The organism is Phyllobacterium sp. TAF24, from assembly GCF_052113785.1.
GTDB lineage: Bacteria > Pseudomonadota > Alphaproteobacteria > Rhizobiales > Rhizobiaceae > Phyllobacterium.
This window is the reverse complement of the sequence record NZ_JBFRDN010000018.1, coordinates 1-12,185: the sequence shown is the minus strand read 5'-3', so window position 1 is coordinate 12,185 and position 12,185 is coordinate 1. Positions and strand designations below refer to the sequence as shown.

Below are 12,185 nucleotides of genomic sequence, written 5' to 3'. Positions count from 1 at the left end.
CTGGGGTTGTAAGCCCAAAACCCGAAATAAGATGGTGTAGGTATGGATTACAGATTAGGTCCGGTTAGACTGTCCGGTTTCCTATGTTGCGGTTCGATAAAGGATATCGAACTGGTTAAGCAGTATCTTCCGGATCATCTTCGCCTTACTAGAGCGGAGCCTGGTTGCATCTCCTTTAATGTGTCGCAGACCGATGATGCTCTGGTGTGGCGAGTGGAAGAGCTTTTTGTAGATCGTGTTGCCTTCGATTTCCATCAGCAGCGAACCCGCGCGTCCAAGTGGTTCTCTGCTACGTCCACTATCCCGCGGGACTATAATATCACGGCACCTGAGCACAGTTCGTGAGGAACCGGGTCATGCCGCGATCTTAATTGCAGATAACTGCCAATCCCACGGCGTTTTTCAAGTGATGATGGTCTCTATAGAATGCAATGACCAGACTATGGCTCACTATGCCAATTTCGTATTCTGCCCCACATTTCCTCATGGTCTCCAAACTAAATTAGGCTCAGGACTCTTTGATTAGAGCCAGAATATGACGGTTGCGACGATGCATATGGCGGACAAGAAGGTGTGGGCGCAACAATCGTAGCGGGTGTAGATGCGTCGCCAGTCCTTGAGCCTGCCGAACATGTTCTCGATCTTGTGCCTCTGGCGGTAGAGCGCCTTGTCATGGAAGATCGGCACTTTGTGGTTGGTCTTGGATAGGACGCCGGCAGAGATGTTGCGCTCGGCCAGCGCAGTGCGGAACCAGTCGGCGGCGTAATCTTTGTCACTGGGCAACGATTGGGCTTTGGGTAAGGCGTTGAGTATCAGGGCAGCGCACTTGTAATCACTCATCTGGCCTTCGCTGAGCCCTTGGCCATCGCACACGGCGTGGAGCTTTGAGTTCAATCCACCTTTGGTGCGCCTGATACGTCGGGAAACAGGCTCTTCTTTAAAAGGCTAGCTGCGGTCCGATACGCCTTGAGATGGGTGGCGTCGATCATGGGCTGGTCAGGCTTGCCACCTTTGGCCGAGAGCGCGGAGAAGATCTTGTTGAACGCGCCCGCCGGCTCCGTGGAGGAAGCGGTTGTAGATCGTCTTCGGGGCCGTAATCCGGGAGCATCCCGCCAACGCAGCCCGTTCCTGATCACGAAGATGATGCCGCTAACACCCTGACGGTCATCCACCAGGGGCATGCCGTGCGACAGCGGAAAATATGGCTCGATCCGACGCATCTGCGACTGCGATAATCAGATCAGATCACTCATGGCAGCGCCTCCTCGCGCCGCCACTGAATCAAGCAATTTAATGGGTCCTGACCCTAGCACTACTTTGGCAGAATTGATTTTGGGTTCATTTGGAACCTGACGCGGCAGTGTGGACATCGTTGTAGTGGATGATGGTTTGAGAGCGCGGCTATGACTGCGCGCCGAATGGCTGGTAGTGTCGGTTTAGGCGGGCCATGTCGCTGCCTTTTTTTCCCGCGTTGCCTTGTGCAGGCGCTGATGTTGCAGAAAGGCATATGCAATCATTGTCATCAGCGCGTGTCGATGAAGGCCTTGCCACGATCGGCCTTCGAAATGATCGAGGCCGAGTTCTTCCTTCATCTGCTGATGGGCTTGTTCGCAGACCCATCGAGCTTTAATGGTCGCCGCGAGTTCTTTCAGTGTTGTCTCGGCCGGCAGGTTGGAGAGATAATACTTGCGTTCGTCATTCGAGCGCCACTCGCCGACCAACCACGCCTCTTCGCCTGGCATATGCTGTTGTCCCTTGTCGAGGATACGTTGTGGGCTGCCATCAGCGATCCGAATGCGGACAGCAGCAAAGCGCGCCGCCAATCGACCTTTCGTGCCACGACGCCAACTGACTTTCCTCCACGCAGAAGCTGCAAGGATCGTTTCGGCTGCTGTCGATAGCGTATCGGGGATGGAATGCTTACGCGGCAGGCCATGACCGGAGACAGGAAAGATCAATGCGACATCATCGGGATAGACCTTCTGGTGCTTGGGAATGCCGACTGCCCAGGTGAGCCCCCGTGCGCTCAACCCCTGGCGAAACGCTGCCGACAGACCGTAGCCTGCGTCAGCCAGCACTGTGCCAAACCGCAGGCCTGTCGTGATCAGCCGATCAATCTCTTCAAGAGCAATTTCAGGTTTGGTGCGGGAGACGCGCGATAGCTCAGGAACGCCAGCGTTTGCCATGCGATCCCGATCACTGGTCCAACTCTCGGGCAGGAACAACCGCAAGCCGACCGGGACAGAAACCTCGTCCCGCGCCAACGTCAACGATACCAACGTCTGGCAATTGGCGCGCTTACCCAGCATCGACGCATATTGCGGCGCGACTCCAACGGAATGGTCCCCCTTCTTCGGCAGACCAGTATCGTCGATCACCAGAAACGCATCAGAAGCTCCAACCAATCTGTCACCCTGCACCGCCAATTCCGTCTCAAGAGGACCGGCGTCCCAAATACCATCCGAGATGAAATGATGAAGGCGGTCGTAGTGATCGGGCGCAAGGCGTTCCGCCATCGGCTCGATACTCTTGCGATCACCAGGTCCGATCAGACCCGAAATATACACCGGACACATCTGCCGCCGCTTCTTGTGACCAAGTTTCTCAACGAATGGCTGAAGCCAATCCGTCAGTGCAACATCCTGCTCCGCCATCCTGCGCACCCCTGTTGAAGTGCCCAAAATGGACGATCATCGTTAACCAAAGATTAATCTGCCAAAGTAGTGCTAGTGGAAATCAACATCGGGGATGTCCGTCATGATCAAGGTGCAATTTCGCGCCTTTTTTCCTGACGTTCGAAGCAGGACCAGGTTCACTTCACCTATTTGATGGCAGAAAGAATGTTTGGTGAAAGTAAGTGCGGAAAGCTTCCATTGCTGGTGTAAACTGAGCGTTACGTCTCCAAGCTAAACCGACATCCATTGATGGAATAGCTTCCGTAGGTACAATGGTCTCGATGCGCTTGCCCTCCAAAGACCATGGGCGCAGCACCATGTCAGATAAAATTGTAACGCCATGACCGTCTGCTACCAAGGAACGTACCGCCTCCACTGACGACGTACGTAAGGTGACGTTTGGTCGATATGAGGTCGTACTCCAGTATCGAAGCGACGTGTGCGCTGCCTCATCTACGGTCAGCATAATGTACGGTTCTTCGACAATATGCCTCAGGCCAACGGCTTCCTTTGATAAAAGCGGATGTCTGGCAGGGACCCACAGCCGGCGGCGCGAGCTCATAAGTGTTTCCGTCGTCAGATCCGGGTTGATGACGTTGGATGTGAGCAGAACGGCCATATCATAACGATTTGCCAACAACCCCTCTTCAATTGCTTCACGATTAAGCTCAAACAATTGAATGCTGAGGTTGGGCCAAGCTCGGCGCAAACGGCCCAGATGCTGGGGCAGGAAGTAACCGAATACCGTGTAAGAGGCGGCCACAGTCAGTTCGCCGGAAAAGTCACTGGCAGGTAAAAGCAGGTTTGTGGCTTCATTCACCTTGTTGAGGATGTCATACGCGTGAAAAAGAAACTGCCGTCCGGCAGTCGTCAATTCCATCCCTTGTGCCGATCGATTGAATAGCTCGACGCCCACTGTCTGCTCAAGGTCTTTGATGGCCGTCGTTATGGCGGACTGTGATATTCGAAGCTCGGCCGAAGCCTGCGATATCTGCCCATATTCCGCAGTGGCCACAAAATATCGGATTTGCCGCAGACTCATAGGCATTGAACTACCACCATTTTTCTATTTTTAAGACTAGCAATATCTATAAAAGCGATGTTCAGCAAACGGCAAGTGCTCACATGCGATATAAATACGTTCACATTTGCCTTTTTCACTGAAATTTATGGATGTTCAACCATCCGAGGGCAATTCTTCACTATCTGATATTTTTATATTCATTATCGCATTTAAGAATTTTTCAAAGACCATTCACTGTCGTAACCTCAAAAAAAATAAACGGAACACAAAAGCCTCAAGGCTGTGATGAATAAATGGAGGCATAATGCCGTTATCGGCTGTCGATCTAAATTGCGATATGGGCGAAGGCTTCGGACATTGGCGGGTCGGCGACGCCAACGATACGGACTTGATGGCGATCATCAGCTCGGCCAACATTGCAACGGGTTTTCATGCGGGCGATCCAAACCTGATGGATGCAACTGTCCGACTGGCGGCACAACACGGCGTCGGCATAGGCGCTCATCCAGGCTACAGAGATTTGCAAGGTTTCGGCAGAAGGCGAATTAACGGCTCAAGCGAAGAAATCGTCAACGACATCATCTACCAGATTGGCGCGTTGCGTGAGTTTGCGCGCCGTCACGATACCTGTCTTCAACATGTAAAACCTCATGGAGCGCTATACATGGAACTGGCCGGCAATGAAGAAATGTCGCGATTATTTGTTAACTCGATGCGGACAACTGCCCCTAACGCATTCATTTATTGCATGGATATCTCAAAGACTTATCGGGCCGCCGTTGAAGCGGGCCAACCAGCCATCCGCGAATTCTATGCGGACAGGGAGTACGATCATACCGGTTCAATAGTATTTACCCGCCGGACGGCTCACCTCGATCCGGGCTCGATAGCCGAGAAAGTAGTTCGGGCCTGCAAAGAAGGTAAAGCCAGGACAATTCATGGCGATGATATCGACATCAAGTTCGAGTCTATCTGTTTTCATTCCGACACTCCTGGCTGCCTTGAGATTGCTGAGGCAATGCGCAATGCGCTGATCGCCAACGGTATCAAGATTGTTCCGGCGTCCGAATTGGCGCACCCGTCCACGTTGACCGCGAGAGGATGAATGATGTCCGTACTTGAAATCAAATCCCCCATTCCAGGCATATTCTTCCGCAGCCCATCGCCAGATAGCGACCCTTTCAAGCGCGATGGCGATCCTGTTGATGCTTCGGATGTCATTGGCATCGTTGAAGTCATGAAATCTTTTCACGAGATCAAGGCCCGCATCAGCGGAAGCAAAATCAGATTTCTGGTCGATGATGGTGATGCCGTTATGGCAGGGCAAGTTCTTTCAGAGGTTGAGCCATGAACATCAATTCCATTCTGATCGCCAACCGTGGAGAAATTGCGGTTCGTATTAATCGCGCTGCCAAAGCGCTAGGTTTGCGTACTATCCAGGTTTATAGCGCCGCCGACGCAAACTCTCTGGCAGTAAAGCTTGCAGATGAAGCAATCGAGATTGGACCGGCCGCCGCAAAGAAATCCTATCTGAATATTGAAGCGATCATTGCTGCAGCCAAAATGGCTAAAGTTGACGCGGTTCATCCCGGTTATGGATTTTTGGCTGAAAACGCAGATTTTGCCGATGCCGTTGTAGAGGCCAATATGAAGTTCGTCGGACCTGATGGTGCTTCTATACGGCTATTGGGTGACAAGGTTGCGGCCCGTGAACAGGCGACAAAAGCCGGCGTACCAACCGTTCCTGGCAGTGGCGGACGCATTGCTGATGTCGAAGAAGCTGCTTCAATCGCCTCGACTATTGGTTTTCCGGTAATGATCAAGGCTGCAGCCGGCGGCGGCGGGCGCGGTATCCGCGTCGCACAAGACCTCAACGATTTCAAGCGGCACTTCCCGCAGGCCTCGGCAGAGGCAGCAGCAGCCTTCGGTGACGGCGGCCTCTATATCGAAAAGGCAATTTCCAACGCGCGTCATATCGAAGTGCAAATTCTCGGTGATGGCAAGAATTTCGTTCATTGTTTTGAGCGTGAGTGCTCATTGCAGCGACGCAGACAAAAAGTATGGGAAGAAGCACCGGCAATTGGTTTACCGGAATTAGTACGAAAGCGCCTGTGTGACAGTGCAGTCTCATTGGCACGCTCGGTCGGTTACAGCGGTGCCGGTACCGTTGAATATCTTTACGATGAAGCCAGTCAGGAGTTTTATTTCCTCGAGGTCAACACGCGCATTCAGGTCGAACATCCCGTTACGGAAATGATCACTGGTATCGACCTTGTTCAGGAGATGCTGCGAATTGCCGGAGGCGAGGCACTTTCCGTTCGCCAGGAAGATATTGTAATCACCGGCCACGCAATCGAATGCCGTATTAACGCCGAAGACCCGTCAAAAGACTTCATGCCATTTCCAGGCACAATAGACCGGATCAGTGTTCCGCAAGGCAAGTACGTTCGCTTCGACACGATGCTTTATCCAGGCTATGTGGTTCCGCCATTCTATGACTCTCTCTTAGGCAAACTCATCGTTCACGGTGCTGACCGCAGCCAGTGTTTGGTTAAGTTGAAAGCGGCTTTGAGCTCATTGAGGATTGAAGGGATCCCAACAACGATCCCACTGCATGTTGCTCTTGCCAACGATCCAAATATCGCCATTGGCAATTTCCACACGCGTTTTCTCGAAAACTGGCTTGAAACCAAATTCAGTCCACCTGCGTCATCTGATCAGGCAATCCAGGAGACTGTGTGATGAAGAGCCGATACTCTTTTGGTGGTGACGAACATCTCTTTGTCGAATGCAACGAGAGCATGTCGCTCGGGGCCTTTTTCAAAAGCCTCTCGGTAACAAATGCCATCCGCGCAAGTGGCATCAAAGGTGTGACGGAAATCTGTCCAGCCAATGCCTCCTTCCAGATCAAATTCAATCCGGATCAAATAAAGCCAGACGACATATTGGCCGAAGTACAAGCTGTTGAGAAGGCGGCAGAAAAGGCAGAGCCGACAATCAAAACACGCATCGTTGAGATTCCCGTTTTTTATGAGGATCCCTGGACACACGAAACCTTGATGCGCTTTCGAGAACGGCACCAGGATCCGAGCTCGACAGATCTCGAATATGCTGCACGCATCAATAACCTTGGAAGCGTGAACGACTTCATAGAGGCCCACAGCGGATCGCCATGGTTCGTATCGATGGTCGGCTTCGTCGCCGGCCTGCCGTTCATGTATCAGATGGTGGATAAACCGAGGCAGTTGCAGGTGCCAAAGTACCTGCGACCTCGCACAGATACACCAAAGCTGACCATTGGCCATGGTGGTTGCTTCTCCTGCATTTATTCCGTCCGTGGTGCGGGGGGGTATCAGATGTTCGGCGTTACGCCCATGCCAATATTCGATCCCGAGCAAAAGACAAGCTACCTCCGAGACTTCATGGTTTTCTTCCGCCCAGGTGACATCGTAAAATTCAAACCGATAGGACGCGAAGAATACGACGAGATGATCGGTGAAGTGTCCACAGAGCGATTCATTCCAACAATACGCGACGTTACCTTCGATCTGAGGGAATTCCAGGAAGACATCAATAGCTACAATGGTAAACTGGAGGGAATGATCCATGGTTATTAAGGTCATCAGCCCAGGTTTATCGACCACAATCCAGGATCTCGGCCGACCTGGCTATTTCCATCTTGGCATTCCACTCGGCGGCGCCATGGATCGCCTCGCATTGCGCGCGGCAAATCTCCTCGTTGGCAATGAAGAGAGCGCAGCTTGCCTTGAAGCCGTGTTTGTCGGCCCGGAATTGGAATTCACCAAGGATACGCTCATCGCAGTTACCGGCGCGGACATGCCAATGCAGATCAATGGTGAGGCAAAACCGGGCTGGACAGCAATCGACGTTAAGGCCGGTCAAACCCTCAGCTTTGAATTTCTGACTACGGGCGCTCGGATTTACATCGCCGTCGCAGGAGGCATCAATGTGCCGATCGTCCTCGGCAGTCGGTCGACTTACATCATAGGGGCACTTGGAGGTTTTCAAGGAAGGGCAATAGCCAAGAATGACGAGTTGCCAGTTGGTCCTTCCGGACGATTGAGAGAAGGGTTAGCGCTGGAAAGCTCACTCAGGCCCAACACATCAACACCGGTAGAGCTTCGCGTCCTGCCAGGGCTTTACTGGCACCGGTTACAAAAGGTTTCCACGAGCAGTTTCTTCGAAGATCAATGGAAAGTTGCGTCGGAAGCGGATCGCATGGGATACCGCTTCCGGGGCGGGCGGGCTTTGCAGTTCGTTGATCGCGAGCCACCTTTCGGAGCTGGCTCTGACCCGTCAAATATCGTCGACAGCTGCTATCCATATGGTTCAATTCAGGTACCGAACGGCACCGAGCCGATCATCCTTCACAGGGATGCGGTTTCGGGCGGCGGTTACTGCACGATCGGAACTGTTATTTCCGCGGATATGGATGTCATCGGGCAGATGCAGCCCAATACACCAACAAGGTTTGTCGAAGTTGACATGAACACGGCGCTTGCAGCGCGGGCCGACCGCGCGGTGCTGCTCCGGCGCATCCGCCATGCACTAGAATAAACGTGCGTCCGGTCAGAAACCGGATCGCCAGTGCGCTCCATTCCAGAAATATAAAAAGGGGAACTACCATGGCAAAGATATCAGCCGCGGAAGCGGACAATCTCGACTACTCCAACAGTGCCGTCCCTCCCAATGCACGTATGCCAAAAATGGCACTGACAATGGCATGGTGGGCAGTTTGCAGTGCCGTGTTCTATATCGTTGTTGGAGCGGCACTGGCTATCAGTTTTGGCACACGCAACGCAATTATCGGCATGATCCTGTCCGTGATCACTTATGGTCTTATCAACGCTGTACTCAGCCGTTTTGCCATACGTTCGGGCTTATCAGTTGCACTATTCTCGCGTGTCCTGTTCGGCAATGTCGGAGCAGGCCTTGCCACACTGATCTTCTGTGCAACCGCTATCTACTACGCTGTGTTTGAAGGATCCGTCATTGCTGTGGGGATCAACACGATTTTCCCTTCGATATCATATCCAATCGCGGCGCTTCTTGTAGTGCTTTACAGCGTTCCCTTGATTTTCGGCAGTATCCAGACGTGGCTGGATAAATTCAACGGAGTTCTTTTGCCCTTCTACATTCTCGGCCTGATAGTGGTAGTTGCGCTTGCCGTTGGTGAATACGGATACACCGACAAATGGCTCAATCTTGGTCCTGCAAATGGAGAGCCGGCTGGTGGCTGGTGGTCCTGTTTCGTCTATTATATGGGCGTTTGGGTCCTCATGATGTTCACCTTCGACTACGCCCGTTTCGGGCGTCAGGAAGATGCTGGCTATCATGCCTGGTTCAACTTTGGCATGCCATTCTATATCATGGTGTTTCTCGTCAGCGGCCTGTTCGGGATGTTCATGATTGGAACTGTGCCGGATCTGGGCAAAGTAACTGAAGTCACAGTGCTGTTGGCCCTTCTCAAATTGATGGGGTTCTGGGGATTATTGTTTGTCTGGATCACGCAAACCCGCATCAATACTGCCAACTACTATCTCGCCGCCGTCAACTTGGAGGCACTCGTCCAGCTGTTTGGCAGGTTACCTTTTGGGCGCATTGGGTGGGCAACCGTTGTGGGTGCAATCGTCTATCTTTTGATGCTCGCTGACGTCTTCACTTATCTACTTCAGGCGCTCGCTTATCAGGGCATCTTTGTTGTTGCATGGGTTGGCATCGCTGTGGCGCACATTCTGAGCGATCATTACAGGCGCATTGTTGGCGACACGATTGAGTATCGTGCCAGCCACGTCCCCGCCTTCAACCCTCTGGGCATCACTGCCTGGTTCATAGCGGCAGCGGTTGGAATTAGCCTGCATCTTTCTGGAGGCTCCTTTGCCGATCTATCGGCACCAGCCACCGCTGGCATTGCCTTTGGTATCTATGCTGTTGGACTGACCTTTGCCAAAAGAGAATGGTTTCTCTCCGCAAGATAACGCTTTTCATAAGATAATCTTCGATCTCTCCGGAGATCGAAGATCTAGCGTGACATGCCGTAGGCTTCTCAACGCACCAGTCAGATCATCAATTTGGAGATTCACACTATGACCATCAACACATCGTCACCCAGCACTGTTCTTCTCGGCAATCTTCTCAATCGCCGAGCTTCGCTTTTGCAAAAAGCAGTACTTGTGATGCTGGCGTCAGGCGCGCTGTGGGCCTCTGCAAAAATCCAGATACCATTTTATCCAGTCCCACTGACAATGCAGACATTAATGGTGATCTTCATTGGTATGACAATGGGTGTCCGTCTTGGTCCTGCGGCTGTTGCTCTGTATCTTTTTGAAGGAGCCATTGGCCTGCCGGTATTTGCGGGCACTCCTGAGAAGGGTATCGGTCTCGCCTATCTTCTTGGCCCAACAGGCGGATACCTGCTTGGTTATCTTCCCGCTGCTGCAATTTGCGGATGGCTTGCCAAGCGCGGCTGGGATCGCAACCCTCTTTGGACCGCCTTGGCCATGCTGGCAGGCAACGCGATGATCTACATTCCGGGGCTCGTTTGGCTCGGGTTCGCCGTCGGCTGGGACAAACCCGTTCTCGCCTGGGGGCTCCTGCCATTCCTTCCTGGCGATGTTGCAAAACTGGTATTCGCCGCTGTCAGTCTCCCGTTGCTCAAGGGTTATGTCGGCAAAAGTGTTCGGCGCTGAGTGCCAACCCATCACCCAAGCTTCCTGCACCACATCAATTATCGTCACCAGCCACGCTGACCGAGGGATCATGACCAACTCTGCAATCTCTATTCGAAAAAATGACGCGATATCCCGTGGCGTAGCTATGGCTACCCAGATTTATGCAGACAGGGCGGAAAACTCCGAGATATGGGATGTCGAAGGTCGCCGCTATATCGATTTCGCGTCTGGTATTGCCGTTGTCAATACTGGTCACCGCCATCCGAAAATCATCGCAGCTGTCAAAGCACAGCTCGATCGCTTTACGCACACGTGCCATCAGGTTGTCCCTTATGAGCACTATGTTCACCTGGCGGAACGCTTGAATGCGTTGACACCCGGCGATTTTGCCAAAAAGACTATCTTTGTTACGACCGGCGCCGAGGCTGTTGAGAACGCCATCAAAATAGCTCGGGCCGCCACCGGTCGATCTGCCATTATCGCCTTCGGAGGCGGGTTTCACGGCCGGACTTTCATGGGTATGTCGCTAACTGGTAAAGTCACGCCGTACAAGGTCGGTTTTGGCTCGATGATGGGCGATGTCTATCATGTTCCGTATCCAATGGCACTACACGGTGTGACCGTTGCCGACTCACTGGAAGCAATCGAAAAGCTGTTCAAGGCCAGCGTTGATCCCGCACGCGTTGCAGCACTGATTATTGAGCCAGTCCAGGGAGAAGGCGGTTTTTATGAAGCTCCCCGAGACCTGCTTTTGGCTTTGCGTAAACTTTGCGACATCCATGGCATCACACTTATTGCGGATGAGGTGCAGACTGGATTCGCTCGCACCGGACGCATGTTTGCCATGGACGCGCATGACGTTGCACCGGATTTGATTGTCATGGCCAAAAGCCTTGCAGGAGGTTTTCCCTTGTCTGCGGTTACTGGTCGAGCCGATTTAATGGATGCGCCGGTTTCTGGCGGACTTGGAGGAACGTACGCCGGCAGTCCGATCGGCGTCGCCGCAGCTCACGCCGTGCTCGACATCATTGAGGAGGAACAACTGTGCGCGCGCGCAAACGCACTTGGCTCAAGGTTGAAGCAGCGATTGGAATCGTTGCGAGCATCGGTTCCCGAGATTGCCGAAATTCGTGGCCCCGGTTTTATGAACGCAGTTGAATTCGTCAGCAACAAAACCGGGCTGCCGGACGCGAATTTTGCCAACTCGGTGCGAGCTACGGCCCTTGAAAAGGGACTCATCCTTTTGACCTGCGGTGTCTACGGGAATGTCATCCGATTTCTCGCTCCAATCACAATTCAGGACAATGTAATGGCAGAGGCTCTCGACGTTCTGGAAAGCGCAATCCTTGACGTGCGTGCGGGGATTGCACGATGAATCATCACAATTTACCCGTTGAATTAAGAGACCCGTCGCTTATACGCGCCAGTTCGTACATCGGAGGCACCTGGATAGACTGCACAGCAACTGCTGCCAGTTTTGCCGTGATAAATCCCTCCTCCGGGGCCACCATAACAATTCTGCCAGATTTGGGGACTGATCACACGAGAACTGCTATCGATGCAGCGTACATTGCCCAACGGACTTGGGCGGCGATGACCGGGAAAGAACGCGGCCATTTGCTGCGTCAGTGGTTTAACCACATCATTGAAAACGCCGATGATTTAGCATCAATTCTGACTGCGGAGATGGGAAAACCTCTATTGGAAGCCAAGAGCGAAATTCTTTATGGAGCGTCCTATGTTGAATGGTTCGCTGAAGAAGCAAAGAGAATCTACGGAGACACAATTCCGGGG

The 12,185-nt window shown here is 52.7% G+C and carries 11 protein-coding genes and 2 pseudogenes; 10 read left to right on the top strand and 3 right to left on the bottom strand.

Features of this window, described 5'->3' with window-relative positions:
• Positions 1 to 42: 42 nt before the first annotated feature.
• A complete protein-coding gene (locus AB4Y96_RS15915) occupies positions 43 to 345 on the top strand; it encodes a putative quinol monooxygenase (protein ID WP_441918415.1) in 303 nt (100 codons plus the stop codon).
• A gap of 177 nt (positions 346 to 522) precedes the next feature.
• On the opposite strand, the pseudogene AB4Y96_RS15910 reads toward AB4Y96_RS15915, so the two are convergent.
• The 3 genes and pseudogenes from AB4Y96_RS15910 to AB4Y96_RS15900 all read right to left on the bottom strand — a co-directional run bounded on the left by AB4Y96_RS15910 (position 523) and on the right by AB4Y96_RS15900 (position 3,723).
• A pseudogene (locus AB4Y96_RS15910) lies at positions 523 to 1,220 on the bottom strand (IS5 family transposase).
• Between the two features lie 237 nt (positions 1,221 to 1,457).
• Positions 1,458 to 2,654: pseudogene (locus tag AB4Y96_RS15905) on the bottom strand (IS701 family transposase); the annotation flags it as partial.
• A gap of 163 nt (positions 2,655 to 2,817) precedes the next feature.
• Entirely contained in the window at positions 2,818 to 3,723 is a 906-nt protein-coding gene (locus tag AB4Y96_RS15900) for a LysR family transcriptional regulator (RefSeq protein ID WP_441918414.1), read from the bottom strand.
• A 280-nt stretch (positions 3,724 to 4,003) separates the two neighbouring features.
• On the opposite strand from AB4Y96_RS15900, the gene AB4Y96_RS15895 reads away from it, so the two are divergent.
• From AB4Y96_RS15895 to AB4Y96_RS15855, 9 genes are all read left to right on the top strand, one after another.
• Entirely contained in the window at positions 4,004 to 4,804 is an 801-nt protein-coding gene (locus tag AB4Y96_RS15895; protein WP_441918413.1) for a 5-oxoprolinase subunit PxpA, read from the top strand.
• Between the two features lie 3 nt (positions 4,805 to 4,807).
• Positions 4,808 to 5,050, top strand: coding sequence for an acetyl-CoA carboxylase (locus AB4Y96_RS15890; protein WP_441918412.1), 243 nt, complete (start codon positions 4,808 to 4,810; stop codon positions 5,048 to 5,050).
• Entirely contained in the window at positions 5,047 to 6,441 is a 1,395-nt protein-coding gene (locus AB4Y96_RS15885) for an acetyl-CoA carboxylase biotin carboxylase subunit (RefSeq protein WP_441918411.1), read from the top strand. Before AB4Y96_RS15890 ends, AB4Y96_RS15885 begins: the two co-directional genes overlap by 4 nt.
• On the top strand, positions 6,441 to 7,316 hold the full coding sequence (locus AB4Y96_RS15880) for a 5-oxoprolinase subunit B family protein (protein ID WP_441918410.1): 876 nt from the start codon (positions 6,441 to 6,443) through the stop codon (positions 7,314 to 7,316). Before AB4Y96_RS15885 ends, AB4Y96_RS15880 begins: the two co-directional genes overlap by 1 nt.
• Positions 7,306 to 8,277: a biotin-dependent carboxyltransferase family protein gene (locus AB4Y96_RS15875; RefSeq protein ID WP_441918409.1), complete on the top strand. Its 972-nt coding sequence runs from the start codon at positions 7,306 to 7,308 to the stop codon at positions 8,275 to 8,277. Before AB4Y96_RS15880 ends, AB4Y96_RS15875 begins: the two co-directional genes overlap by 11 nt.
• Positions 8,278 to 8,345: 68 nt before the next feature.
• Positions 8,346 to 9,698, top strand: coding sequence for a purine-cytosine permease family protein (locus tag AB4Y96_RS15870; protein ID WP_441918408.1), 1,353 nt, complete (start codon positions 8,346 to 8,348; stop codon positions 9,696 to 9,698).
• A gap of 108 nt (positions 9,699 to 9,806) precedes the next feature.
• A complete protein-coding gene (locus AB4Y96_RS15865) occupies positions 9,807 to 10,409 on the top strand; it encodes a biotin transporter BioY (RefSeq protein WP_441918407.1) in 603 nt (200 codons plus the stop codon).
• A gap of 70 nt (positions 10,410 to 10,479) precedes the next feature.
• Positions 10,480 to 11,766 carry a 4-aminobutyrate--2-oxoglutarate transaminase gene (locus tag AB4Y96_RS15860; protein ID WP_441918406.1) on the top strand — a complete coding sequence of 429 codons (1,287 nt, stop codon included), beginning with the start codon at positions 10,480 to 10,482 and terminating at the stop codon, positions 11,764 to 11,766.
• A partial coding sequence (locus tag AB4Y96_RS15855; RefSeq protein ID WP_441918405.1) for an aldehyde dehydrogenase family protein occupies positions 11,763 to 12,185 on the top strand: 423 nt, incomplete at its 3' end. The genes AB4Y96_RS15860 and AB4Y96_RS15855, both read left to right, overlap by 4 nt.